The 25,904-nt window shown below is 65.8% G+C and carries 22 protein-coding genes; 10 read left to right on the forward strand and 12 right to left on the reverse strand.

All coding sequences use genetic code 11. From position 1 onward, the window contains the following. Positions 1–8: 8 nt before the first annotated feature. Positions 9–974, reverse strand: a complete 966-nt coding sequence (locus tag DYI37_RS11950; RefSeq protein WP_116683434.1) for a YihY/virulence factor BrkB family protein — start codon at positions 972–974, stop codon at positions 9–11. Positions 975–1,258: 284 nt separating this feature from the next. Here DYI37_RS11950 and DYI37_RS11955 point away from each other — a divergent pair, with 284 nt between their 5' ends. After that, positions 1,259–1,645 carry a hypothetical protein gene (locus DYI37_RS11955; protein ID WP_116683435.1) on the forward strand — a complete coding sequence of 129 codons (387 nt, stop codon included), beginning with the start codon at positions 1,259–1,261 and terminating at the stop codon, positions 1,643–1,645. Between the two features lie 96 nt (positions 1,646–1,741). Here the strand turns inward: DYI37_RS11955 and DYI37_RS11960 are convergent, their stop codons facing one another. Next, on the reverse strand, positions 1,742–2,515 hold the full coding sequence (locus tag DYI37_RS11960; protein WP_116683436.1) for an SIMPL domain-containing protein: 774 nt from the start codon (positions 2,513–2,515) through the stop codon (positions 1,742–1,744). A gap of 186 nt (positions 2,516–2,701) precedes the next feature. On the opposite strand from DYI37_RS11960, the gene DYI37_RS11965 reads away from it, so the two are divergent. From DYI37_RS11965 to DYI37_RS11980, 4 genes are all read left to right on the forward strand, one after another. Further along, complete coding sequence (locus DYI37_RS11965; protein WP_116683437.1) at positions 2,702–3,220, forward strand: SixA phosphatase family protein; 519 nt, start codon at positions 2,702–2,704, stop codon at positions 3,218–3,220. Positions 3,221–3,331: 111 nt separating this feature from the next. Then, on the forward strand, positions 3,332–4,789 hold the full coding sequence (locus DYI37_RS11970; protein ID WP_116683438.1) for a YcjX family GTP-binding protein: 1,458 nt from the start codon (positions 3,332–3,334) through the stop codon (positions 4,787–4,789). Next, positions 4,786–5,859, forward strand: a complete 1,074-nt coding sequence (locus DYI37_RS11975) for a YcjF family protein (RefSeq protein WP_116683439.1) — start codon at positions 4,786–4,788, stop codon at positions 5,857–5,859. The genes DYI37_RS11970 and DYI37_RS11975 overlap by 4 nt, the downstream gene beginning before the upstream one ends. Before the next feature lie 123 nt (positions 5,860–5,982). Beyond that, the gene (locus tag DYI37_RS11980) at positions 5,983–6,519 is read left to right on the forward strand and encodes a hypothetical protein (RefSeq protein ID WP_116683440.1); all 537 of its coding nucleotides are present in this window, start codon (positions 5,983–5,985) and stop codon (positions 6,517–6,519) included. Between the two features lie 177 nt (positions 6,520–6,696). Here the strand turns inward: DYI37_RS11980 and DYI37_RS11985 are convergent, their stop codons facing one another. Both DYI37_RS11985 and mutS read right to left on the reverse strand, forming a co-directional pair. Then, positions 6,697–7,029, reverse strand: coding sequence for a hypothetical protein (locus tag DYI37_RS11985; RefSeq protein ID WP_116683441.1), 333 nt, complete (start codon positions 7,027–7,029; stop codon positions 6,697–6,699). A 195-nt stretch (positions 7,030–7,224) separates the two neighbouring features. Continuing rightward, complete coding sequence (gene mutS, locus DYI37_RS11990; protein ID WP_116683442.1) at positions 7,225–9,915, reverse strand: DNA mismatch repair protein MutS; 2,691 nt, start codon at positions 9,913–9,915, stop codon at positions 7,225–7,227. A 314-nt stretch (positions 9,916–10,229) separates the two neighbouring features. Between mutS and DYI37_RS11995 the strand changes: the two genes are divergently transcribed. Further along, a complete protein-coding gene (locus DYI37_RS11995; RefSeq protein ID WP_158555161.1) occupies positions 10,230–10,508 on the forward strand; it encodes a DUF1236 domain-containing protein in 279 nt (92 codons plus the stop codon). 14 nt (positions 10,509–10,522) lie between these two features. On the opposite strand, the gene DYI37_RS12000 is transcribed toward DYI37_RS11995, so the two are convergent. Then, positions 10,523–11,044, reverse strand: coding sequence for a GNAT family N-acetyltransferase (locus tag DYI37_RS12000; protein ID WP_116683444.1), 522 nt, complete (start codon positions 11,042–11,044; stop codon positions 10,523–10,525). A gap of 392 nt (positions 11,045–11,436) precedes the next feature. On the opposite strand from DYI37_RS12000, the gene DYI37_RS12005 reads away from it, so the two are divergent. Further along, positions 11,437–12,438 carry a glutathione S-transferase family protein gene (locus DYI37_RS12005; protein ID WP_116683445.1) on the forward strand — a complete coding sequence of 334 codons (1,002 nt, stop codon included), beginning with the start codon at positions 11,437–11,439 and terminating at the stop codon, positions 12,436–12,438. A gap of 1 nt (position 12,439) precedes the next feature. On the opposite strand, the gene DYI37_RS12010 is transcribed toward DYI37_RS12005, so the two are convergent. Further along, positions 12,440–12,901, reverse strand: coding sequence for an NUDIX domain-containing protein (locus tag DYI37_RS12010; protein ID WP_116683446.1), 462 nt, complete (start codon positions 12,899–12,901; stop codon positions 12,440–12,442). A 58-nt stretch (positions 12,902–12,959) separates the two neighbouring features. On the opposite strand from DYI37_RS12010, the gene DYI37_RS12015 reads away from it, so the two are divergent. After that, positions 12,960–13,934: a metallophosphoesterase family protein gene (locus DYI37_RS12015; protein ID WP_116683447.1), complete on the forward strand. Its 975-nt coding sequence runs from the start codon at positions 12,960–12,962 to the stop codon at positions 13,932–13,934. 137 nt (positions 13,935–14,071) lie between these two features. Here the strand turns inward: DYI37_RS12015 and DYI37_RS12020 are convergent, their stop codons facing one another. Both DYI37_RS12020 and leuA read right to left on the reverse strand, forming a co-directional pair. After that, positions 14,072–14,704 (reverse strand): hypothetical protein, encoded by a 633-nt coding sequence (locus DYI37_RS12020; RefSeq protein ID WP_116683448.1) that lies wholly within the window; start codon positions 14,702–14,704, stop codon positions 14,072–14,074. 470 nt (positions 14,705–15,174) lie between these two features. Beyond that, the gene (gene leuA, locus DYI37_RS12025) at positions 15,175–16,842 is read right to left on the reverse strand and encodes a 2-isopropylmalate synthase (RefSeq protein ID WP_116683530.1); all 1,668 of its coding nucleotides are present in this window, start codon (positions 16,840–16,842) and stop codon (positions 15,175–15,177) included. Between the two features lie 645 nt (positions 16,843–17,487). Between leuA and DYI37_RS12030 the strand changes: the two genes are divergently transcribed. Beyond that, positions 17,488–19,203 (forward strand): hypothetical protein, encoded by a 1,716-nt coding sequence (locus DYI37_RS12030; RefSeq protein ID WP_116683449.1) that lies wholly within the window; start codon positions 17,488–17,490, stop codon positions 19,201–19,203. Positions 19,204–19,252: 49 nt separating this feature from the next. Here the strand turns inward: DYI37_RS12030 and DYI37_RS12035 are convergent, their stop codons facing one another. Continuing rightward, a complete protein-coding gene (locus DYI37_RS12035; RefSeq protein WP_116683450.1) occupies positions 19,253–20,404 on the reverse strand; it encodes an NAD(P)/FAD-dependent oxidoreductase in 1,152 nt (383 codons plus the stop codon). 160 nt (positions 20,405–20,564) lie between these two features. Here DYI37_RS12035 and DYI37_RS12040 point away from each other — a divergent pair, with 160 nt between their 5' ends. Next, positions 20,565–21,947 (forward strand): DUF2793 domain-containing protein, encoded by a 1,383-nt coding sequence (locus DYI37_RS12040; protein ID WP_158555162.1) that lies wholly within the window; start codon positions 20,565–20,567, stop codon positions 21,945–21,947. A 184-nt stretch (positions 21,948–22,131) separates the two neighbouring features. Here DYI37_RS12040 and DYI37_RS12045 read toward each other — a convergent pair whose 3' ends face one another. The 3 genes from DYI37_RS12045 to DYI37_RS12055 form a co-directional block, all read right to left on the reverse strand. Beyond that, positions 22,132–23,517 (reverse strand): rhamnan synthesis F family protein, encoded by a 1,386-nt coding sequence (locus DYI37_RS12045; protein ID WP_158555163.1) that lies wholly within the window; start codon positions 23,515–23,517, stop codon positions 22,132–22,134. A 209-nt stretch (positions 23,518–23,726) separates the two neighbouring features. Continuing rightward, a complete protein-coding gene (locus DYI37_RS12050) occupies positions 23,727–25,016 on the reverse strand; it encodes a class I SAM-dependent methyltransferase (RefSeq protein ID WP_116683453.1) in 1,290 nt (429 codons plus the stop codon). Positions 25,017–25,075: 59 nt separating this feature from the next. After that, entirely contained in the window at positions 25,076–25,876 is an 801-nt protein-coding gene (locus DYI37_RS12055) for an NAD-dependent epimerase/dehydratase family protein (protein WP_116683454.1), read from the reverse strand. Between the last annotated feature and the right edge of the window lie 28 nt (positions 25,877–25,904).

Raw genomic sequence — 25,904 nt, forward strand, 5'->3', positions numbered from 1 at the left:
CCCTGGCGTTAGCGAGGGCTTTTCAACGCCGCGATCTGATCGGCGAGCGCGGCCCTGCGCTCGCCGGGCGCCCGCTCCCGGCCCACCGTCGTATCCTCCGCCGTCTGGTGCTCGAGCTGTGCGTTCACCTCGGCCCCGGCGAGGAGGACGATCATCATGATCCACGTCCACATCAGGAAGACGATGACCGAGGCCATCGACCCATAGGTCGCGTCGAAATTCTTGATGTTGGAGGCGTAGAAGGAGAAGGCCACCGAGGCTGCGAGCCAGCCGAGGATCGTCAGCACCGCGCCGGGCGTCAGCCATTTCACCTTCGCGCCGCGCCGGTCGGGTCCGAGCCGGAACAGGGCACCGACCCAGAGGACCGCGATCACGGCGAGGACGATCGGCGGCACCACGGCGACCACCCAGGCGAGACTGGACGGAATCGGCAGGACCGAGAACACCGAAGGCAGGACCACGATCGTTCCGAGCGCCAGGATCACGAGAACGATGCTGGCGAGGACGAAGCCCATGGACAGAAGATTGGTCTTCAGGAAGCCCCGATCGTCCGTCTCCTCATAGGCGATGTTCATCGCCTTGAAGAGGGCCTTCACGCCTTTCGTCGAGGAATAGATCGACAGGAGAAGAGAGCCGGCGAAGGCGAAGGACAGGGACGAACTCGACTGGCTGGTCAGGCGCTGGAGCTGGCCCTCCAGAACTTGGAGCGCACTCTGGGGAACGATGCCTTCGAGATTTGCGACGTGGGACTGGATCGTCTGCGGGTCTGCGACGAGACCATAGATCGAAACGAGCGCGGTGATCGCCGGAAACAAGGCGAGAAGGACATAGAAGGTGATGCCGGCCGCAATCAGCGTCACACTGTGCTCGTCGAAGCGGTCCTTGACGCGGGACAGGACCGCGCCCCACCCCTTCGCGGGCATCTGCGTCGGCGAATGGGCATGGCGTCCCGCGCTGGTCTCGCTGATGGTCATGGATATCCGTCCCCCGAGGTGATCCGTTGCGTTGGCCGCCTCGCTTCAGGATCGCGATCGCGCGGCTTCTCCGTTGCGGAAGTTCCCGGCGCGAGCGAAGTTCCCGACATTGCCGCATTTTCGACATTTTATGGCCGGGTCCCTCGGGACTTGTTGGGAGTTTGCACCCGTCCGGCGATGCGAAGACCGGAGCCTGAACCGGTGGTGAACGCCCTCGACGGAGAGGGTTCAGAGACGGGATGCGAGACTGGAACCATCGAAACCGATCGCGAAAGAGCCCTCCGATGACCTTCTCCACGATGATCCGCAATGCCTGTCTCGCCGCAGCCGTCGCCGCCGCGACACTCGGTGCGAGCCTTGCTCCGGCAGCGGCCGACAGCGTCCGCTTCGGCGTCACCATCGGCAATGGTCCGGTGGTCGTGGATTCGCGCCATGGAGGCTGGGAGCGCGGGGATCGCGGCCGCCATCATCGGCGCGATGCGCGCCGGGACCGGGGTTGCAGCCCGCGCGAGGCGGTTCACAAGGCCGCCCGCATCGGAGTTCGCCATGCCCGCGTCGTGCGCGCCAATGGTCGCTCCATCGCCGTCGCCGGCCGCCTCGGCGGCGAGCGCACGGTCGTCCGCTTCGCCGACCGGCGCGGCTGCCCCGTCGAGCGCGTGCGCTCGCGCTGAGGCTGGTTCGAACGAAGAGCGGCCCCGCCGGGCATAACCAGCGAGGCCGTGGCTCGAGCCACTTCAGTCTTTAACCGTCGGGTCCGCCGGCCCGCCTCAGCGCCCCAGACTGAACACCATCTCGATCGCGGCGGAGCGCGTGAGTTCGCCCGCCTCGATCGGCACGCCCGCATCCGCGCTCTCGGCCGCCATGCGCATCATCGGCGCCTCCACCGGACGGTAGCCGGACGAGGGCTCGGAGATCGAGACGAGATCGCCGAGCGGCACCCCCGCCGCCTCGGCATAGAGCGCGGCCTTGGCCTTGCCGTCCGCCACCGCATTGCGGCGCGCCTCCGACAGGAGCGCTTCGTCGTCCGAGATCTGGAAGCGGACATCGCCGCCCTCGTTGACCCCTTCGGCGACGGCTTTGTCGAGGAACTCGCCCACCTTCGCGATGTCGCGGACCGTGACGACCAGCGTGTTGCTCGCATCGTAGCCGACGATCTCCATGGACTGGCCAGCGTCCTGCCGCGTCGGATCGGGCTGTCGATATCGCGGCCGGATCTGGATGGTCGCGGTCTGAAGATCCCTGTCGCCGGCGCCGAGTTCGCGCATGGCGGAAATCACGCCGCGCATGCTCTCGCTCGCCGCGTCGACGGCGGCCTTGGCGCTGTCGCCCTGCGCCAGGACGGAAAAGGTCAGCACCGCCTCGTCCGGCCGTGCCCTCGCCTCGCCATGGCCGGAAACGGAAATGGTGCGCTCGCGCGCCTCTCGCGCCGCCGGTTCCTGGGCGAGCGCCGTCTGCGGCAGCGCGGTCGCGGGAAGCGACAGAGCGAGCGCCATCGCGACCGTGAGGGCCTTCGAACGGTTCGTCCTGATCGGGTCTGGCATGGGTCTCGTTCCTTGCATGCGGGTTCCTGCGGATCATCGCCGGGCGAGCGGCCCGGCGGCGCCAGAGCGGGCGGCAACCATGGCGATTTGAGGACGCCGGCGAACTTTCCCCGAGACAGGCCGCAGGGCGCGTCCCCGACGCAAGACGGATTGCCGTCCGTCACGGTTCGGCTTATTCAAATCCTCATGGCCACGAAGTCTCCCCGTCTTTTCGTCCTCAGACACGCCCACTCCTCCTGGGCGCTGCCGGGACAGCGCGACCACCAGCGGGTTCTGGACGAGCGGGGACGGCGCGACGCCGAACGGCTGGCCGACGAATTGAAGGACGAGGCGATCGAGATCGACAGCGTCCTGTGCTCGACCGCGGCGCGGGCGCGCGAAACCTTCGAGATCGCAAAGCCCGCTTTCGCCCGGATCGGCAAGACGACGTTCACCGACGATCTCTACGCCTTCGGCCCCGAGGCCTATGTCGCCGCCATCGAGGCGGAAACGGATGCCAGCACCATTCTTGTCGTCGGCCACAATCCGATGATCGAGGATTTCGCGCTCTCGCTCGTCGGTACGGACAGCAAGGCCTACCAGAAGCTGCGCGAAGGACTGCCGACCTGCGGTTTCGCGGAATTTGCCTGCGAGGACGGCTTTGCGACCATGGCGAAAGGCGGGGCGAGCCTCAGCCGCCTGCTTCTGCCGCGAGAGATGGCTTAAGGCTTCCCGGCACGGGTGCGAGGCACGGGTGTGAGGCTCCAGGGCGTCGCAGCGGCGGGTCCTGCCCCCTATATGATCCTCGCGACCTGAACCCATGCCGAGCCTTGCCCCATGACATCATTTGCCGACGAGGCGCGTATCGCGTTCGACAACCTCGCCGACAGGACCTCCGATCTCATCAACCCGACCGTGAGGCTCGGCGTGACGGGCCTGTCGCGGGCCGGCAAGACCGTGTTCATCTCGGCCCTCGTCCACAATCTCCTGCATGGCGGACGGCTGCCGCTGTTCTCGCCCGCCGCCGGAGACCGGATCGCGCGCACCTATCTGGAGGAACAGCCGGACGACGCGGTGCCGCGCTTCCAGTACGAGGATCACATCGCTCGCCTCCTCGACGAGCGGGACTGGCCGAACTCCACCCGCGCGATCTCCGAATTGCGGCTGACCATCGAATACGAGTCGGCGTCGGGCTGGTCCCGTCTCTTCTCGCGCGGCAAGCTCTCCATCGACATCGTCGACTATCCGGGTGAATGGCTCCTCGACCTGCCGCTGATCGACAAGAGTTTCGCGACCTTCTCGGCCGAATCCATCGAGAGGGCGCGCCTGCCGGGTCGCCGGCAGATCGCCGGCGAGTTCCTCGCCGCGCTGGACGCCGTGGACCCCGCCGCCCCGATGGACGAGCCGACGGCCCAGCGCCTGTCGCGCGCCTTCTCGGCCTATCTGACCGCTGCGCGCTCCGATAACACGGCCCTCTCGACGCTTCCGCCGGGGCGCTTCCTGATGCCCGGCGACCTCGAAGGCTCGCCCGCCCTGACCTTCGCGCCGATCCCCGCTGCGAAAGACGGCAGCTATCCGAAATCCTCCCTCGGCGCGGTCCTCGAACGGCGCTACGAGGCCTATAAGACGGTCGTCGTCAAACCCTTCTTTCGCGATCACTTCGCACGGCTCGACCGGCAAATCCTCCTCGTCGACGCGCTCCAGGCGATCAATGCGGGACCGGAGGCCGTCCGCGACCTCGAGATCGCGCTCGCCGACATCCTCAGATGCTTCCGGCCGGGCCGGTCGAGCTGGCTGAGCTCTCTCCTTTCGCGCCGGATCGACCGGATCCTCGTCGCCGCAACCAAGGCCGACCACCTCCACCGCGAAAGCCACAGGCGGCTCGAGGCGGTCGTGCGCCGCCTCGTCGACGGAGCGGTGAAGCGGGCCGATTTTTCCGGTGCCGAGACGCAGGTCATCGCCATGGCGGCGATCCGGGCGACCCGCGAGGCGCGGATCGAGGATCGTGGCGAAGATCTGCCGGTGATCGTCGGCGTGCCCCAGGCAGGCGAGCGGATCGGCGAGGAGACCTTCGACGGCCGGCGCGAGACCGCGATCTTCCCCGGCGACCTGCCGAAGGACCCGGGCGTTCTCTTCACCGATGCGGACGGCAAGGCGGAACGGGCCGATCCCATCCGCTTCGTCCGCTTCAGGCCGCCCCGGCTCGAACGCACGGATGAGGGCCTCACCCTTTCCCTTCCCCATATCCGCCTCGACCGGGCGCTCGAATTCCTCGTCGGGGACCGGCTGAAATGAGCGAGACCGATCCCCACCGCCGTCGCCCCCAAGCCTTCCGGGTCCCGGGCGAGGGCGAGACGCACGAAGCGGCAACCGATCCCATGATCGACCGCGCCCCGCGCAGTCCGCGCGCGATCGCTACGATCGAAGCCCTCGAATTCGAACCGGACGAGGCGATCGACGACGATCTGAAGAATCTGCCGGCCACGGCAGCGCCCCGGCGCAGGCGCTTCTCCTTCGCGAAGATCGCCCTTGCGGCCCTCGGAACGCTGATCTCCCTCGGCATCGGCCTCTGGGTGGACGCACTGGTGCGCGATCTCTTTTCCCGGTCGGACTGGCTCGGCTGGGCCGCCCTGTCGGTGGCGGGCCTGCTGCTCTTCGCGGTTCTCGGCATCGTTGCGCGCGAGATCCTCGGCCTCATGCGTCTGTCCGCGGTGGAGAAGGACCGGCGGGCCTCCGAGGCCGCGTTCCATGCCAACAGCCGCGAGGAGGCGAACCGCGCCGTCGCGCGGCTCGACGCGATCGTCTCGAGCCGGCCGGAGACCGCGGCCGGACGCGCCAGGCTGCGCGATCTTCGCGACGAGGTGATCGACGGCGCCGACCTCATCCGCATCGCCGAGCGCGACGTTCTCGGCCCGCTCGACGCGCAGGCCCTCGCCCTCGTTCTCGCCACCGCCAAGCGCACATCGGTCGTCACCGCCGTCAGCCCGCGCGCGATCGTCGACGTCTCCTATGTCCTGTTCGAGAGCGTGAAGCTGATCCGGCGCATGTCCGAACTCTACGGCGCACGTCCGGGCACCCTCGGCCTCATCCGCCTCACCCGCGACGTGGTGGCGCATCTCGCCGTCACCGGATCGATCGCGATCGGCGACGATCTCGTCGCCCAGCTCCTTGGACACGGCGTTGCCGCCAAGGTTTCGGCGCGGCTCGGAGAGGGCATCGTGAACGGGCTTCTGACCGCCCGCATCGGCATCGCGGCGATGGATCTGTGCCGCCCCTTCCCCTTCATGACGCGGGAGCGGCCCAAGCTCCGCGACGTCCTTTCGGAGCTGACGAGCTTTGCTTCCCGGCAGGGCCGCAAGGTGTGATCATTTGAGCGAAGCGACTGACTCCTTTTTGCAATTGTCGCTTTGCCAAGGCTCGGTTAACCATTCGGGCGGATAGTTCGAGCAATGTTCGGAAGCCTTGCTTCAAGCCCGGAAGGTTCATCCATGTCGCGTCTGAAGACCCTCGGTCTCGCCACCCTCGTCGCCTTCGGCGCGCTCGCCTCCGGCCCGGCTGCGGCCAATGGCGACAAGACCTTCTTCCGTCAGGCGGTCGGCAAATGGGCCGGTCCCGGCGAGATCGTCGCGGGCAAGTACAAGGGCACCAAGTTCACCTGCACCTTCGATGGATTGCAGCATTCCCAGAAGCTCGGAATGGTGCTCGACGGCTCCTGCCGCGTCGGCCTCTTCGCCCAGCCCATGCGAGCCGAGGTGGTCCAGGCCGGCAAGTCCTATCGCGGCGCGTTCCAGGACGGCGCCAAGGGCAAGGGCCTCGACATCGTCTCGGGCGAGATCCAGGGCAACAAGATGGTGGTCGGCCTCGACCGCGCTCAGCTGAAGGGTGCGATGGTCGCGCGCCTCTCCGATCCCGACTCCATGGCGATCACGGTGTCCGTGCGGGTCGCCGATCAGCTCGTCCCGGTCATCGGCATGAACCTGAAGCGCTCGGGCGCGAGCCGCCAGTCCAGCCTCGAACAGCGCTGATCTCGGCCATCTCGATATCGGGCTCGTGACGCCCGGTAGCCGAGTTCCTCGATCCCGATTCCACGAGAAAGCCGTGGCCTCCAGCCTGGAGACCACGGCTCTTTTCATTCCGGTGCTGCGGGTCGGACCTTGTCGCTCGTCCGCTACCTGCTGCTGATCGATCAATCCCGGATCCGATCAGTCCGACGTCTTGCCGGGAACGAGTTCCTCGTCGCCGTCCGCCATATCGTTGTCCTCATCCGTGGACTGGGCGGCGACCGGACGCTCCTCGGAGCTCTCCATTCCGGCATCCGTGGTGGGCGTTGCGACCGCTGCGCCGTCCGCCTCGCCCATATCGGTATCGGTGTCCTCGCCCTGAACCTGCTCGCCGCCGACGCCGTTCGCCTCGTCGGACGTGCCGAGGCTCTCGGAGCCCGGAACGATCTCCTCCGCGTTCTGGGCCGAGGCCGGAATGGCGAAGGTGGAGGCCGAGAGAAGTGCGGCGGAGAAGAGTGCAGCTGCTTTTTTCATGACTGATCCCGTTCGTTCTCAAGGTGCGCGGTGGGCACCGTTCCTATCGGATGCCAGCGCCAGGCCCCGGACGGGCCGACGCGGTTTCGCATCCGTCATCCTTGAGGCAACACGCGGGAGGAGCGATCGTTCAGCACGAAACCGTTAGCCGGCCACGATCCGCCGGCTTGCAAGGCCCGGTCGGGGGGTCGCGTCTCAACGTTCGGCAAGCGCCGATTTCAGCGCGTAGAGGGCGTCCAGCGCCTCGCGCGGCGTCAACCGGTCAGGGTCGATCCCGCGCAGGAGTTCGGCCACCGGATCGGGCTCGGCGCGCGTCTCGGCTTCCTCGGCACGTCTGACGGCCGCCGAGAACAGCGGCAGGTCGTCGAGGAACATGCCCCGGCTGTCGCGCTGGTCATGGCGCTCCAGTTCGGCGAGCACCGCCTTGGCGCGCATGACGACGGATTTCGGCAGGCCCGCGAGCTTGGCGACCTGGATCCCGTAGGACCGGTCGGCCGCGCCCGGGCCGACCTCGTGCAGGAAGACCACGTCGCCGCGCCATTCCTTCACGCGCATGGTCACGTTCGACAGGCGTTCGAGCCGGTCGGACAGCGCCGTCATCTCGTGGAAATGGGTGGCGAAGAGCGAGCGGCAGCGATTGACCTCGTGCAGGTGCTCGACCGCCGCGAACGCGATCGACAACCCGTCATAGGTCGCCGTACCCCGCCCGATCTCGTCAAGGACGACGAGGGCCCGTTCGCCGGACTGGTTGAGGATGGCGGCCGTCTCGACCATTTCGACCATGAAGGTGGATCGGCCCTCGGCGAGCTCGTCCGAGGCGCCGACGCGCGAGAACAGCCGGTCGACCACGCCGATATGGGCCGAGCGCGCCGGCACATAGGCGCCGATCTGGGCGAGGATCGCGATCAGCGCGTTCTGGCGCAGGAATGTGGACTTGCCGCCCATGTTCGGGCCGGTGACGAGCCAGATCGCCCCGGCATCCGCCTGGCGTCCGGGCGGGGAGAGGTCGCAGTCATTGGCCACGAAGCTGTGCCCCTGGGCCTCCGCGAGGGCCGCCTCCACCACTGGATGGCGCCCTCCATCGATGCGGAAGGCGAGGCTGTCGTCGACGCGCGGGCGGCTCCAGTCCTGCGAAACCGCGAGTTCGGCGAGGGATGCGGCGACGTCGATCGCACCCAGCGCGCTCGACGCCGCCTGGAGCGCTTCGGCCTGCCGGACGGCGGCCGCCGACAGTTCGTCGAAGACCCGCAATTCGATGCGCAGCGCATCCTCGCCGGAATTGACGATGCGCTCCTGAAGCTCGGCGAGTTCGCGCGTCGTGAAGCGCATGGCCGAGGCGAGCGTCTGGCGATGGATGAACTGGTGGCTCCCCTCGCCCGCCATCAGCGCCTTGCCATGGGTCTCGTTCATCTCGACGAAGAAACCGAGGACGTTGTTGTGCTTGATCTTCAGCGCCCGGATGCCGGTCTCCTCGACGAGACGGCCCTGAAGCTCGGCGACGAAGCGGCGGGCGTCCTCGCGCAGGGTGCGGGCCTCGTCGAGCTCGCGGATCGCGCCTTCGCGCACGAAGCCGCCGTCGCGTTTCAAAAGCGGCGCCTCCTCGCCGAGCATCATGCGCAGCGTTTCGGTCAGCTCACCGGGAAGCGCCCTCAGGGCGTCGGTGCATCCGGCAAGTTCGGCAGGCAGGTCCGCGCCGAGGATCCCGGCGATCTCCGCCGCGCCTTCGAGGCCCGCTCGGATCGCCAGGAGATCGCGCGGGCCGCCGCGATCGAGCGCGAGACGCGAGAGCGCGCGCTCGATATCGGGCACCGCGCCGAGGCGGCGGCGGATCTCCTCGCGCAGGCCCGCCGCCTCGACGAAATGGGAGACCGAGGCCTGGCGCTCGCCGATCGCGCGCGGATCGGTGAGCGGGCTCGACAGGCGGCTCGCCAGAAGCCGGCCGCCGACGCCGCTGCGCGTGCGGTCGATCACCGAGAGGAGGCTTCCCTTGCGCCCGCCATGGACCGAACGCTGAAGTTCGAGGGAGGCGCGGGTCGCCGGGTCGATCTCCATGGTCTCGCCGGCAAGGCGCCGCTCGGGTCGGCGCAGGGCCGGGCGCGCGGCGAGCTGCGTCTTGCCGAGATAGGCGATGAGGGCAGCGGCGGCGGAGAGTTCGGCCCGCGAGAAATCGCCGAACCCGTCGAGGGCGCCAACCTCGAAGAAGGCCGCGATCCGGCTTGCTGCCGTCGCCGCATCGAAGAGCGGCTGGGGCTCGGGCCGGGCGCGCCGCCCGAGCCGGCGGAAGAGCGGCGCGAAGGCTTCGTCCCGGTAGAGCGGATCGGCGACGATCACCTCGGAGGGCTCGATCGCGGCGAGATCGGCCTCCATACGCTCCGCCGTGGTGGCCGAAAGAAGGAAGGTGCCGGTTGACAGATCCGTCCAGGCGAGCGCGAATTCGGCGTTGCGCCCCTTGCCGCCGAGCCGCGTCAGGGCGGCCAGGTGATTGCCCCGGCCCGGCTGGAGCAGCGCTTCCTCGGTGATGGTGCCGGGCGTGACGAGGCGAACGACATCGCGGCGCACCACCGATTTCGATCCGCGCTTCCTCGCCTCGGCCGGGTCTTCCAGCTGTTCGCACACGGCGATGCGATGGCCGAGCGCGATCAGCTTCTGGAGATAGTCGTCGGCCGCGTGGATAGGCACGCCGCACATGGGGATGTCCTCGCCCAGATGCTTGCCGCGCTTGGTGAGCGTGATGCCGAGGGCGCGGGAGGCTTCCTCGGCATCGTCGAAGAAGAGTTCGTAGAAATCGCCCATCCGATAGAACAGGAGGCAATCGGGATTGGCCGCCTTGATCTCGATATATTGCGCCATCATCGGCGTGGGGGCGGACTGGGGCGCAGCTGACATCTTCGCTCGCTCGCGGACGGACGGTTCTCGGAAGGGCTCGAAGGCGAAAGCGCCGATCGGTCACGGGTTTAAAGAAAGCTCGGGTCCGGCGAAAGGGACGGGACCGGTCTATCAACGGTTTCGAGCCCGCAGGCCCGCGCAGACGTGAGCTGCGCAGGCATCGCCCGTCACCTGCGCCGTTGCAAATCTGCACCGCTTCGCACGAAGGCGCGGGGCCCGGCCGGAACCGCTCAGCGTCTATTCATCTTCCCAAGGTCAGAACGTATATTCGGGAGCCAAGCGGCGTTCCAGCCCGAATGCTTCAGGAGTTTCGCATGAACCGTTTCACGATCGCACTTGCCGCATTGCTCGCTTCCGCCGTCGTCGCGGTGCCGGCGAACGCCCAGTCGAGCGTCAGCGTCGTTCAGTTCGCGACGAGCAATCCGGTTCCCGATGCCAATATGCAGAACGAGCCCTCGCTCGGCGCGTCGGTTCCCTCCTCGGTGTCTCTGACCCAGGTCGATGGCGCGCCGAACTTCGGCTATTTCTATTATCGCGGCATGCCGGTGATCGTCGACCTGCGCACCCGCGCGATCGTCAAGATCGGCAACTGATCCAAGCGCCCGCGTCAGAGGTCGAGGACGAGCACCCGACCGGGATCGGCCGGACGCGGCAGGACGATCCGCCCGGCCTCGACCGGGCGGTAGCCGAGAGGCGCGTAATAGGAGCGGTCGCCGACGAGATAGATCGCGGAAAACCCCTCGCGGCGCGCGGCATCGGCCGCATTGCGCATCAGGAGCTTGCCGATCCCCCTGCCCTTCAGGTGCGGGCGAACGGCGAGCGGTCCGAGCATCAGGGCCAGTCCGCCATCGTTCGGAAGGCGCGTCAGGCGCACCGAGCCGACGATCGCGCCCGGAAGGACGGCCACGGCACAGAGGCTCTCGACGACCGGATGAAGCTCGCGCACCCGCTCGGCGGCACGCGCGAACCGCCCCGGCCCGAACGCCTCGCTGGACAGGGCCTCGACATCCGCGGCATCGCCCGGCTCCTCCCTTCGGATCACGAGATCGGCGAGAGGCGGCACGGGAGCCGGTCCGCGAGAGGGCGTCGCATCGGCAGGATGTCCGGCCTCGGTTCTGAAAGCTGTCATGGGTCGTCATTCGGATCGGGGGGATCGCCTCTCGGCGATCGCGACCGCCATGCCGGCGGCAGGCGAAGGGCTGCGAACAAGGGGAGATCCTTGCCTCAGGCCTGTCGTCGTCGCTGCCCGCCCCGTCTCATGAAGATCTCCGGCCGTTTTCCGCAAGGACCGAAGGCCCCGCCACCGCACCGGCATGCCCGCTGCCGGGCTCCGATGGTCCGCTCCAAGCTTTAGCAGCCGGCCTAAGGGTCGTCCACCGGGTTCCCGCCGACCTTCCGGAGGCCCCTCGCCGGTGCGATGAACCGAAACGCACGGTTTCTTCATGGAACGGCCGGCTTCGCCGCGCGGTTGCCCCTCGTCAGGAACACGAACGGGCCGCATGGCGGCCGAAGGAGACGTCCATGGGCCTTCTCGTCGACGGGACTTGGCAGGACAAGTGGTACGATACCGAATCGAATGGCGGAAAGTTCGAACGCCCCACGACCGATTTTCGCGACTGGGTGACGCCGGACGGTTCGCCCGGGCCGGACGGTCGAACAGCCTATCCCGCGGAGGCCGGGCGCTATCACCTCTATGTCTCGCTCGCCTGCCCCTGGGCCCACCGGGCGCTGATCGCCCGCAAGCTGAAGAAGCTCGAAGACGTCATCTCGGTGTCGGTGGTCGACTACCATATGGGCGAGAACGGCTGGGAATTCTCGGACCGTGCGGGCGCGGTGCCCGATACGGTTCTCGGCAAGGACAAGCTCTACGAGGTCTATCAGGAGGCCGACCCGTCCTATACGGGCCGGGTCACCGTGCCGGTCCTGTGGGACAAGAAGCGCGGGACGATCGTCAACAACGAGTCGGCTGATCTCATCCGCATCCTGAACACGGGTTTCGCACCCTTCGCCGACAATTCGGTGGATCTCCTGCCCGAGCATCTTCGAGCCGAGATCGATGCGATCAACGAAGAGGTCTACGACAACGTCAACAACGGCGTCTACAAGGCCGGCTTCGCCACGACGCAGGACGCCTATGAGGAGGCCTTCGACAACCTCTTCCGGACGCTCGACGGACTGGAGGAACGCCTGTCCGGCCAGCGCTATCTCACCAACTCGAACGAGCCGACCGAGGCCGACTGGCGCCTGTTCACCACGCTCGTCCGGTTCGATCCGGTCTATCACGGCCACTTCAAGTGCAATGCCCGCCAGATCGCCGACTATCCCAATCTCTTCGGCTATCTTCTCGAGCTCTATCAGTGGCCGGGCGTTGCCGAGACGGTGAACTTCCATCACATCAAGGGCCACTATTACACGAGCCACGGCACCATCAATCCGACGCGGATCGTGCCGAAGGGCCCGTTCCAGGATCTGACCGTGCCGCACAACCGCCACCGGCTCGAAGCCCGCGAGGCGGCCGCCTGACCTACCAGCGCGGATCGGGCACAGCGACGCCGACAAGTTCGTCGAGGCGCCGCCGGGTGGCTCGGCTCGTTCCCTCCGGCAGGGCGCCCGCCGCGAAGAAGCCGGTCTCGGCGATCTCGCGATCGGGTGCCCTCGGCCCTGTTTGGGTCACGCCGCGCGCCTCGTAGAAGAGAACGTGATCGCGCCGCGAATAGGCGGGGTTGAAGTGGACGGAGCGCAAGGCGAGGCCGTTCGGCGCTTCGAGATTGCCCTCCTCGGCCATCTCGCGCAGAGCCGCCTCGCCGGCGCTTTCGCCGGCATCGACCCCGCCGCCCGGCATGTGCCAGCCGGAGACATAGGTGTGGCGCACGAGGAAGACGCGGCCCGCCTCGTCGAAGGCGGCGACCCGCACCCCGAGGGTCATCGGGCGCGTCAGAAGGAAGCCCGCATGAAAGACCCGTCTCTTGAGTTTCTCGAAGGCCATCGGTTTCTCTCGCGTTGACGGGCCATAGATAGCGAAGGGACGTTTCGCAGGATAACCGATGTATCGCCTAGCCCATCTCTCCGACATCCATCTCGGACCGCTTCCCTCGCTGTCCTTACGCGAACTCGCCTCCAAGCGCGTCACCGGCTATGTCAACTGGCACCGCAATCGTCGCCGCTCGATGTTCGGCGACACGCTCACCGATCTCGTTCTCGACCTCAAGGCCGAGGCGCCCGACCATATCGCGGTGACCGGCGATCTCGTCAATCTGGCGACAAAGAAGGAAATCGCGGGCGCCCGGATCTGGCTCGAACAGCTCGGTCTTCCCCACGACGTCTCGCTCGTTCCCGGCAATCACGACGCCTATGTCCCGGGTGCGCTCAAGCGCTCCTTCGAGGCATGGAACGAGTATCTCGTGGGCGACAACCCGCTTGCCGCCATCGGCAACTCCTTTCCTTATCTGAGGGTGCGCGGCAAGGTCGCGATCTTCGGCGTCTCGACGGCCGAGGCGACGGCGCCCTTCTTCGCCACCGGCTCCTTCCGGCGCGGGCAGGCTCTGGGGCTTGCGAGACTCCTGGAGAGCTGCCGCTCGACCGGCCATTTCCGGGTGGTGCTCATCCACCATCCCCCGATCTCGGGCGCGGCCTCCTGGCACAAGCGGCTGATCGGCAAGCAGTTCTTCTCCAAGGTCATCCGCGACGTGGGCGCCGAACTCGTGCTGCACGGCCACACCCATCTCGATACGCTCTACTGGCTCGACGGCACGGACGGAAAGAAGGTGCCGGTGGTGGGCGTTCCCTCCGCCAGCCAGTCGCCCGGCACCGACAAACCGGCGGCCCGCTACAACATCTTCGAGATCGACGGGGGCCCCGGCGAATGGTCGCTGGTCCAGCGCGAGCGCGGACTGCACGAGAGCGTCGACGGGATCGGCTGGGTGCGAGAGCGCCAGCTTCTGTCGGACGGGCGCGCGGTGGATGCCCGCCCGCGCGAAGACATGAAGCCGGCCGAGAAACCGGTGCGCACCTTCGGGTGATCGCCCGGCCGGTCGAAAGGTGCCCACCCGGCCGAATGGACGCATGCGCGCCGTTCGGGACAGAGCCCGGCGGGCGCCCGCGATGGAACTGACCTGAAGCCGGGCCCGGCTTCGGCCCGATGCTTCAGATCAGTGCTTCAGATCAGAAAAAGATAGGATATGAGCAGCGGCACGCCCGCGCCGGCCACGATGCCGAGCAGGAACCAGACGAGCCCGGTGACGAACCGGCTTCCCCCGCGATCCGGCCGATCGACGATCGGCGAGGTCAGATCCGAGGCCGGCAGGGGGTCGATGCCGCGCTCGGGATGGGTGTTCTGGCGCGCCGGGTCCCTCGTGCGCTCGCTCACCCCGTCGTCGAGGGCGAAGGCCCTGTCCCTCTCGACGATGCGCTCGGCCACATAGGTCGTCACGTGATCGGCGATCTTGCGAGGCTCGGTGGATTCGGCAAGCGTCACGCGGCCGAGACGCATCTCGCGCACGAAACGATAGGTGCGCCGGTCGCGGGCCATCATCACATGGGCGGTCCCGTCGATCCAGTAACGCGAGGTCATGCCGCCGGTGAGGACGAAGTCGAAGAGATCGTCGTCGCCGACCTCGCTCGCGATCGGTCCCAGTTCCTCGGCGAGCATTTCCAGCCGCGCGCGGTCGGCCTCCCGGATGTCCACCACCACGTCCGAGCGCTGGGCGGCGGCGATCTTCGCGGCGCGCACGGCGTCTGCGAGCCGCCGCGTGCCGGAAAGGGGTGCCGTCTTTTCAGAACTTTCCGCCATCGATTCGTGAGCCTCGCACGCCGTGCAGTCAATGTCTTGTCAACCTATCGGCGATCCGTGGCAGTTCCAAGATGTTTGCACTACGGAACCCAGAATTGACGTGTGGACGCGCACGGATCGGGCTGGATCCGTCCCAATATGAAACAGTCGATCCATTCTGATGCAGGCATGTCGGGCCGTCTCATCATATGGGGACTGCCGAGGCGGACCCGGTAACCGTCGGCGCGCCGGATCGTCAGACGCGCCGGGCGATGCGGATTGCCGGTCCCGCGAACCGGCCAAGGGGGACGCCCGCCGGCTTCCAACGAGGTTCGAAGCCTCGGACCCCCATGAAATTGGGCCCGAGGCTTCGCTTTCCCGCCGATCCATCGGACGATCCGAAAAACCAGAGCCGCTTTTCGGTCCGATGCTTGGGTCTGACGCATCGGATGATCCGAAAACCGGAACCACTTTTCGGTCCGATGCTCGTATCAGCCCTCGAGGATCCGGTTGGCGGCCGAGACGATGGCGATGAGCGAGGCGGTCACGATGTTCTTGTGGATCGCGACCCCGAACAGCCGGCCGCCCGGATGGCTCATCTCCATGTAGCAGATGGCGCGGGCGTCCGAGCCGGTACCGAGGGAATGCTCGGAATAGTCGTGAACCGAGATCGGCACACCCAGATGACGCGACAGCCCGTCGAGGAAGCCGTCGATCGGCCCGGTGCCCCGACCTTCGACCGTGACCTCCTCTCCCCCGTCGATGATCGTCGCCTCGACGATCCGCCCCTCGGCCACGTTCGGGTCGGGCTTCGTCACATGCTCCTTGAAGCGCAGGCGCCCCTCCGGCTGGGTGACGTAGCGCTCCATGAAGCGCTCGTAGATGCTCGCCGCCTGGAGTTCGCGGCCGCCCTCGTCGGTGATGCGCTGAATGTCCTCGCGGAACTCCACCTGCAGGTTGCGCGGCAGGTTCAGCCCGTAATCCTCCTGCAGGATATAGGCGATGCCGCCCTTGCCCGATTGGGAATTGATGCGGATGATCGCCTCGTAGGAGCGCCCCACATCCTTCGGATCGATCGGCAGATAGGGCACTTCCCAGAGCGTGTCGTTCTTCTGGCGGACCGCCTTCATGCCCTTGTTGATCGCATCCTGATGGGAGCCGGAAAAGGCCGTGTAGACGAGTTCGCCCACGTAAGGATGCCGCTCGCCGACCGCCAGCTGGTTGCAGTATTCGTAGACGTCCTTGATGCGGTTGATGTCGGAGACGTCGATCAACGGATCGACCCCCTGGGTGTAGAGATTGAGCGCCAGGGTCACGAGATCCACATTGCCGGTCCGCTCGCCATTGCCGAAGAGCGTTCCCTCCACCCGGTCGCCGCCCGCCATCAAGGCGAGCTCGGTGGCGGCCACGGCGGTTCCGCGATCGTTGTGGGGATGGATCGAGACGATCAGGTTCTCGCGATTGTCGAGATTGCGGCACATCCATTCGATCTGGTCGGCATGGACGTTCGGCGTCGACATCTCGACCGTCGCCGGCAGATTGACGATCAGCTTGTTGTCGGGGGTCGGCTGGATGATCTCGGCGACCGCGTTGCAGACTTCGGCAGCAAATTCCAGCTCGGTTCCGGTGAAGCTCTCGGGCGAATACTGGAAACGATATCCGCCGCCGGCCTTGGCCGCCATGTCGGCGATCATCTTGGCGGCATCCGTCGCGATCCGCTTGATGCCGGCGCGGTCCTTGTCGAACACGATCCGCCGCTGCAGTTCGCTGGTCGAATTGTAGAAGTGGACGATCGGCCGACTGGAGCCTTCCAGCGCCTCGAAGGTGCGCGAGATGAGCTCGGGCCGGCACTGCACCAGAACCTGCAGCGAGACGTCGTCGGGCGTGCCGCCCTCCTCGATGCACCAGCGGGTGAAATCGAAATCGGTCTGGGAGGCGGACGGAAACCCGATCTCGATCTCCTTGAAGTTCATCGCGAGCAGCAGCGCGAAGAACCGGGCCTTGCGATCGTGGCCCATCGGGTCGACCAGCGCCTGATTGCCGTCGCGCAGATCCACCGAGCACCAGATCGGCGGCGTGTCGATGATCTTCGAGGGCCATGTGCGGTCCGGCAGATCGATCTGGCCATAGGGCCGGTATTTCTGCGCGGCATTGGTCATCGTGCGCCCGCGCCCTTCGGGAAACGGCTTCTTCGCCTCGATGCTCGTGTCACCGGCAGGCGCCGGGATGTTGTGGATGGCAGACATGGTCGTCCTTCAAACCTCGCTTCGACCGGCGGCTCTCGCGCTCACATCGGGGTGAAACGTCTTCCGCGATCGGTCCGAACTTGTAAACCCGCGCAAGACGCGCCGGCGGGGGAGTGTGGAGTTCGAAGGAGCAGGTTCGCCGCGCGGCAGGGAGCCGGCCGGTTCGTGCCGACCGCCGGGCGCCCCTTCCTTACCGGGCCCGACGGTCGCCGCTAAGGATAAGAAGGAGGGCGCGCAGGACGACGCTCGTGCGCGAGGGCACGGCGAAAGTGGTCGTCATGGCAGCGTTCGATCCGTTCATGGCGCCGATGATGCCCCATCGAAACCGCGATGGCAAGACGGCTCAGGCCGCACGGTACGGGGCCTTGGGCGATCGCGGTTTCGATGCGGACCGCGCGGCGGCCATGGGCGGCACCGTACGTCAAAGGGCGACGGAGGGCGGCGGAGGGCGGGCGATCCGCCATCCCCGCCGCGCCGAAAAAGCCCGTAACCCTTCTCTAACGTCGTCCCGCCATGCTTGCGGGGCCATGCCGCCGTCTCGAAGGGACCTTGCGCTCCATGTCCGATGCCGTCCGTTCCTCGAAGGCCTTCGCGGATCTGCGCGACACGCTGTTCTCGCCGCTTCTGATCCTCGCCCTCGCCTGCGTCTCCGCCGCGATCCTTCTGTCGTTTGCCGTGACCCTGCCGATCGGCGCGTTCTACTGGGACACCTTCATCTATTTCGACGCCGCCCAGCGGCTTTCGAACGGCCAGCTTCCATCGGTCGACTTCTTCGCCCCGGCAGGCCCCCTCGGCTACTGGCTCTTCGCCTGGCTCATCGACGTGTTTCCAAGCGCCCAGCCGGTTCTGCTCGCCCAGTGGATGATCCTGATCGTCGCCGCACCCCTCTTCGCGCTGGTTCTCGCTGATGCCGACCGGCGATCGCGCACCATCGCTCTCGCGCTGCTCCTGCCCTTCCTCTTCTTCGTGGCGCTGCCGATCAACGCGACTGATTTTTCGAGCTATCCCTCGATCGACGGCTTCGGCTATTACAACCGGCAGTCCATCCACCTTCTCTACGTCCTGACCGCGGCGCTGATCTTCGCGACCCGGCGATGGGTGATCCTCACCGTACTCGGCGGCACCATGACGGCGCTGTTCCTGACCAAGATCACGGGCTTTGCGGCGGGCGGTCTCCTCTGCGCCTTTGCGGTGCTCGCCGGCCGGGTGACGATCCGCGAAGGCTTTCTGGTTCTCGCCGCCTTCCTCGCCGTGCTTCTCGCCATGCAGCTGGCGAACGGGGTTCCACTCGCCTATGTCGGCGACCTCGTCACCCTCGCCGCCATGAACGAGGGTGTGCTTCTGCAGCGCTTCCTGCAGGCCGCATCCCTGCATTTCGGCGTCTTCGCCTCGGCGAGCCTTCTCTGTCTCGCCCTCCTCTACGCCGAGCGCTCGGACCTTGCGCAGAAGGCCTCCGCCCTCGCCCGCACCCCGAGCCGGGCCGCCCTCTCCGCCCTCTTCGATCGAAGCGCCTTCTGGCTTGCGGCCGGGCTCTTCGCGGGTCTCTTCTTCGAGACCCAGAACACCGGAAGCCAGCCCTTCGTCTTCCTCTGGCCGATCGTCCTTCTCGCGCTCACCGGCATCTCGCATCTCGGCGGCAGAATGCTCGTCGTCTGCCTGGCCCTTGCCGCCGCCGCGGCGCTGCCGAGCGTCGTGCACACCACGCAGAAGGCCGCGCGGGCCCTCATCGGCCAGATCAACTACGTCATCCTCGACCTGCCGGTCCTGAAGACCCTCGGCCAGGTGAGCCAGCGCGCCGAGATCATGGAACGTTCGGCGACCATGCTCGATCTCTACGAGCGGTTCCCCGAAACCTATCAGGCCCATGTCAACGACAAGATCCTGCCGAGCTTCACCTTCTACACCGATCCCGATTTCCAGCTGACCTGGCTGCGCGCGACCGCCGAGGGCGTCACCGCGATCGAGGCCTACGAGGCGGAACATGGCGTCCGGTTCGGAACGATCCTGTCCCTCAACTTCACCAATCCGTTCCCCTATCTCCTGAACCGCGACGCGCCGCACGGCGTCTCGATCGGCGCCGATCCCTCGCGCACCGTGCCGAAGCCGAGCGCGGAGGTTCTCTCGAACGTCGCGCGGACCGATCTGATCCTCAAGGCGAAATGCCCGCTGACGATCTCCGACGAGGAGCTCTACGAGATCTACGAGCCGGCCCTTCGCGACCGCGACCGCATCACCCTTTCGCCGTGCTGGGACGGGCTCGTCCGCAGGCCCTGACGGGCCCGCGGCCTTTTCGCCTTGCCGGTCGCCTGCGCCCGGGCGCCCCTTACGACCGGGCGCGTTCGACCCGCTCGATCACCTCGTCGGCGAGTGCGAGGGAAGAGGTCAGGCCCGGCGATTCGATGCCGAAGAGGTTGACGAGGCCGCGAACCCCGTGATCGGCCTCGTCCTGGATGAGGAAATCGGCAGCTGGCTCGCCGGGACCGCCGAGCTTGGGGCGGATGCCGCTATAGGCGGGCACCAGGCTGTCGTCCGGAAGGTCCGGCCAGTAGCGCCGGATGCTGGCGTAGAAGCCTTCCGAGCGTTTGGGGTCGACGCGGTAGTCGAAGGGCTCGGGCCCGGCCTCCGGGCGGCGCGTGGGCGTCTCGTCCAGCCATTCCACATCGGGGCCGAACCGGGCATCGCCCGACAGATCGAGGGTCAGGTGGACGCCGAGCCCGCCATCCTCCGGCACCGGATAGATGAGGCGCGAGAACGGCGCGCGCCGGCCGGACAGGGCGTAATAATTGCCCTTTGCGAAACGCCGTTTCGGCAGGGAGCCCGGTCGCAGGCCCTCGACGGCACCCGCGACCGCCCAGGCACCGAGACCGGCCGCGTTGACGAGCGCCCCGCAGGCGATCCGCATCGGTTCGGCCCCGCCGACATCGAGAACGATCCCCCCATTTTCGGGCCATGCCGCATGGAGCGGGCTGCGCAGCGCGATCATCGCACCGTTCTCCTCGGCCTCGCCGCGCAGGGAGAGCATCAGCGAATGGCTGTCGACGATGCCGGTGGAGGGCGACAAGAGCGCGCCCCGGCAGGCGAGCGCCGGCTCCATGGCCCTCGCTTCCGCCTCGCCGACGAAGGTGAGATCGGCGACGCCGTTCGCCGCCGCGCGCTCGCGGATGGTCTCGAGGGCCGATAGCTGCGTCTCGTCGGTGGCGACGATCAGCTTGCCGAGCTTGCGGTGCGGCACGGCGCGTGTCGCGCAATAGTCATAGAGCCGCTCGCGCCCCGAGACGCAGAAGCGCGCCTTCGACGAGCCGGCCGGATAATAGATGCCGGCATGGACGACCTCGGAATTGCGCGAGCTCGTGCCCGTGCCGATCGCCGCCTCCGCTTCGAGGACCACCACCTCGCGACCCGTCAGCGAAAGGGCCCGCGCTATGGCAAGGCCCACCACACCCGCTCCCACGACCACGCAATCGACCCGGTCCATCACCCACTCCTTCGCCTGACGAATGCGTCCTCTACACCATCGCCGCGCCCGGTGGATATGCAGCGCGCGTGCCCGCGCCGAAATACGCCGCCGACTTGTCCCCGGGGCACCCGTTCCGTTCGACACTCCGCCCCGACGAGTGCTGCAAGCGAGGACGAGGATGAGCGAAGAGACCCCCCTGATCGGCCTGCCCTACATCATGGCGAGCCAGGCCCAGAAACACGTGACCCACAACGAGGCGCTGGCAAGGCTCGACGCGCTGGTGCAGCTCGCCGTTACGAGCCGCACGCGGGCCCTGCCGCCCGAGGCCCCGCTGGAGGGCGAGCGCCATATCGCGGGCGAAGGCGCGGGCGGGCCCTGGACCGGGCTCGACGGGCAGGTCCTCGTCTTTTCCGCCGGCGCCTGGATGGCGCTCTCGCCCCGCGCCGGCTGGACCGCCTATGTGGAGGACGAGGCCGCCACGCTCCTTCACGACGGCACGGACTGGCGCGCCCTTGCGCCAGCGCGCCTTAACCGTCTCGGCCTCAACACCGATGCCGACGGGCACAACCGGCTCGCCGTGAAGGCGAACGGCGTCCTCTTCTCCCATGACGACGTCTCGGGTTCGGGCACGGGCGATGTTCGCGCCGCCTTCAACAAGAGCGCGCCCGGCCAGGATGCGGGCTTTGCCTTCCAGACCGGCTTTTCGGCCCGCGCGCTGATGGGCCTCTACGGCGACGACGATTTCCGCATCAAGGTCTCGCCGGACGGCGCCGCCTTCCACGATGCGATCGTCGTCGACCGGGCGAGCGGCCATGTGGGCATCGGACGAAGGCCCGCTCATCCCCTCGACGTCGACGGGGCGATCGATGCCGGCGCGCTGATCGCCCGCAGCCAGATCGGCGGCGTCTCCTGGTTCGGCGATATCGACGGGGCGAAGTGGTCGACCAAGCTCGGCGGCTATTATCTGAGCTTCCTCAGCGACGGGGAGGACGCCGCCAATCTGGAGGGTGGCGACATCCCCTTCGAGGGGCGCCCCTTCCGGGTGAAGGCGCGGCTGCATCCGAGCGGCACGATGGATCTGGCCGGCACGGCGCGGCTCGCCGCCATGCCGACGACGGCCTCCGGCGCGAACGTCTATGCCGATGGTGGGGGTCTTCTCCTGCGCTCCACCTCGAGCGCGCGCTACAAGCGCGAGATCGAGCCGCTCGACATGGCCTATGCCGAGGCCCTCCTCGCCCTTCGCCCGGTCTGGTATCGCTCGAGCGCGCCGGCCGACGATCCCGCCTTCAGCTGGTACGGGTTCCTGGCCGAGGAGGTCGCGGCCATCGATCCGCGCCTCGTCGCCTTCGGCTACGCGGACGAGGCCTATGAGGTGGTGGAGATCGAGGACGAGACGGGCCGCCGCCCCGAGCGCCGCCCCCGCCCCGGCGCGGTGCCGGAGCCCAGAGGCGTCGACTATGCCCGCTTCACCGTGATTCACCACGCCCTGATCGCCGAGATGCGCGAGACGATCGCCGGGCTGGCGGCACGCGTGGCGAAGTTGGAGGGCGGGGGTGGGTGAAACGGAGAGCGCACGGATCGGGCCTGCCGCCGATCAAGCTCGGGGCCCGGTCCAGAGAGCCGGCCCCGTGCTTTCCGGCGCCGAAGCATGAGACCCGACAGAGCGACCGGTCTCACACTTCTGTCTTTGGACCCGGCACAGGGTCGCCCGGAAGAAGACGCGGCCTCCGGTTCGAGGCATGGCCCTATTTCTTGGACCGTGCCTTCCGATCTCGCACGCGCAGCAGCGGCGGAATGGTCGCATCGAGAAGACGGGCGTCGTGTGAAATCCCTTCTATGGCCTCGGCACCGAAGGCGTCTTCGATGACCTGAGCCATAGACCAGAGGATCGGAGCCCGCTCCGGATTGTGCAGCAACAATTCCTTTTTGATCAGAGGCAATTGGTAATCGAGCAGCAGTTCCCGCCAGAACGTGTGCTGCGGATTGACGACGTAGCCTTCGCGCAGGTTCGAGGCCTTGTTGATGTACCAGTCGACGGCATAGTCGACATGCCCGCGGCGACGGTGAAGGAATTGCCTCTCGTCGAGCGAGCCATGCTCCATCGCACCTTCCGGAAGAGCAATCGCCTCATTGACGCGCTCCTCAAGCCGAGAAAGCCACAATGCCGAGATTTCCTCGAACGGCGCATGGACGCCGCATTTCAATTCACCATTCAGAAGAAACCGGGAAAATCCGATCTCTCCGGCACGGATGATTTCGTCCCGATCGTCGGAAAACGTATAGGAATAGAGGAAGCGCCAGAAGGCGGGGCTCGAAAGCGCCGTCTTCGACATGAAGAATAGCGAAGACTGGATATGGTAGCCACGATCCCAACTGTCGGTAAGACCAAATACGTCGTAGCCGCCCGCTGAGAACTTCTCGAACAGGCTCTCCATGGACCCGAACGGCCCGATCATGCTGTCGTTGAGGAACAGAACATAGGGAGCCGAAAGCACTTCGTCCCTGAACAGATCGATCTGGAGCGCCCAGGACGCGAAGTCCCGCCCGAAGTTGGTCCGGAAAATCATCTTGGCGCAATAGGGCGCAGCCTGTTGAGCGAAGCTCTCGAACTTTTCGAGAGTCGACTGGCAGAGGATGACCGAAAGGCCTCTGTCGTTCAGTTCCTGCAGCATCCGCCGCTGAGACCAGCTGAGATTGCCAGTCTTGTTGAAGATTGCAAACAACGCAATCGGCGCGTCCGCCTGCAATTCCTTCTCGCCACTCAACGTCACCGACCCGGTGCGCAACGCCTCCATTTGCAGGCGGTATCGCTCGACTTCGCTTTTGCCGACACCCAGGCGAAAACGGTTCAAGCCGTTACTCGGGAGGATGTAGTTGGCATTCATCACGCGAACGGAGAAGTCGTGCCACATTCCATCGCGCCAGCGCTCAGGTATTGAAAAGCTGAAGCCGCAATTTCCCTCGGACGTATTCGAGTCCTTCACATCCTGACGAAACGCAGACGCCTTCCTGGATTCGACCGGAACATTGTCAATCAACAGGGTGACGAAAATCGGATGCTCATCGTCGACGGATAGAGCCCATCCCTCAATCTTTCCATTGATAAGCCCGTCGAGATATCCTTGGAACATTCTCATCTCCAATCAGAATTATGCGATGTGAAAACTGATCTCTGATCAGATACGGATGAAGCCTTGTTTATGAGAAACGAAGCAGAACCGATTTCGATAGTTATGAAGGACATGCCGACACAGGGTTATTCGATTTCATGAAGAGCTACCATGACCCGCATATGGCTTTTCGTTGTCGGTGGATCGGCGTGTCCCGCTGAGTGACTATCTTAGGAACCGTTTGGGTTTCGATATCTCTCTTTTGCACGAGATCGAACGTCGCTCTGAACCGATGGCAAGTCTCGTCCGCCATCCATCTGCAGACGGGCATACGCAGATTGCGCATCGCTATCATCGCCCAGTGCTTCACAGGATAGGCCATAATGGAGAAACGATCGCCACAAGAGATCGGATTCAACGACCGATACTGCCGGACGACGGCGGATTTTTTCGATTGAAATCTGCCAGCAAAGAAGAAAATAAAATCGGGATAACTCGTAATTTCCTTTGTAGGCGTAGTAGTGCATACCGATGTAGTAGTAAATATAGGGAACGATTGTTGTCGTATTTTCCAGAAAAGCGTCGAAATTTGAAATTGGATGAGAAACGTCGGACAGCTTGATGACGCGCTCTAAAAGCGGGTCCGCCTTGTCGAATTGACCGTGGTTCACATAAAAACTGAAGAGTCTCGAAACAACTCCCATTTCCAGCATCGGATCCATGGCGTCGACCTCGATGAGAGACCGCAAGTAAGCCTCGTAGAATTCCTCCATTGACCGCTTCGGTTTTTTGTAAGGGACTTTGGACGCAACGATCAGATGCGACGTGCCGCGCAGTTCACAATGGATATTCGAAAGACCGACACTCTCGAACAATTGCTCCAGACCCGAGCGACTGAACAAAACAGTATGCGCGCCTATGCTCAGAACAGACAGCTTGATACTCCTGCTCATCGCGTCGTTATCGAGCACGGATATATCGGGCGTACTCGCGATAATCATCCCATCTTCCGACAGCAGACTCGCAAGGAAAGCGATGAAAGACTGCGGCTCCTCGATGTGCTCGATGACCTCGGAAACATGAATGACGTCATACTTTTGCTGCGCCATCGGATGGTCAGCGGTGAGATACTCGGGACGAATATCGACGCCCAGAATTTCCGCCCCTCTCACGCCGTATCTCGACGGCTCGAAACCGACGACTTCCCACCCGAGCAGACGGCGGACCGAGTCGGCAGCAAACCCGAAGCCGCATCCAATGTCGAGCAGCCGTCCAGGCGGTCTCTGGTCGATGAGGCGAAGTATAGACCCAGCTAGAAATCCAATATTCGCATTGAGCTCCACATAATCACGAAGATCATAGTCGGAGTTCGTATGCGTCCGATAATCGATTGTCGGGAGAGGCGAAAACGTTCCCGAGCCGCATTGGCCGCAGATTTTCAAGACAACGTCTGTACCGAATTCCTTGAGCTCCTTCTCGGAGTCAAACAAACCGATCGATCCGCAGGCCAAACAATTCATGAGAAACACGTCCGCGTAGACATCAGTGCCCGTTCGGGATGATGACAGAAAAATTGCTGCTATCGATAAAAATCCGCCGCCTCGTCCCAGGCTGCCGTCTCGTTCCAGCCGAGGGCTGCCGTGTCGAGGGGTTGGGTGTTGACGCGCATCAGCGGCTCGTCGAACACCGTCTGGTCCTTCAACACGACCTCAGCGCCGAGACCAAGGCGCGGGCCGATCTCGCGGGCGAAACGCTCCGCGAACGCGCCCTGCGTTTCCACATAGCCGCTGGGGTTCAGCCGGGTGTCCGCGCGGGCCAAAAGGGTCTCCTCGCAGAAGGCGGCATAGGCCTTGGCCAGAAGCCCCACATGGATGTTGTCGCGCACATAGCGCGGCGTCTGCACGGAGGCCGCCTCGCCCTTCGTCCAGCAGCGGATCAGATAGCTGCAGAAGCGCGGCTCCTCCAGCGGGCCGAAGGGATTGGGGATGACGAACTTACCCATGCGAAGGCCGAGAAGCGTCGTCCAGTAGTCGAAGACCTCGGCCGTCAGCCCCTTGGAGAGGCCGTAGGGGGAGAAGGCGCGCATCGGCTCGTTGCCGGCGCCCTCCCCCTGCTCGAACACGCTGCCCGTCAGAACCACGGCCCGGCCGCCGCGCTCGGCGAACAGGCGCAGGACGGCGGAAAGGTTTCGCGTGTTGTCGGCGAGCGCGGCCGTGACGTCGAAATCGAGGCTCTTGTAGTTCGTCACATTGGCGGCGTGATGGGCGAGACAATCGAACGCGCCGGACCCCAGAAGTTCGAGAAAGCCCTCGTCGCCGAAGGAGAGGCCCGTGCGGACCTCGGCGATCTCGGACAGGCGCCGCACCCGCTCGCCGCGCACGCGCCTAGGGCGTCAAAGGCGATCGCGT

It is taken from the genome of Fulvimarina endophytica (assembly GCF_003403015.1).
Classification (GTDB): Bacteria; Pseudomonadota; Alphaproteobacteria; order Rhizobiales; family Rhizobiaceae; genus Fulvimarina; species Fulvimarina endophytica.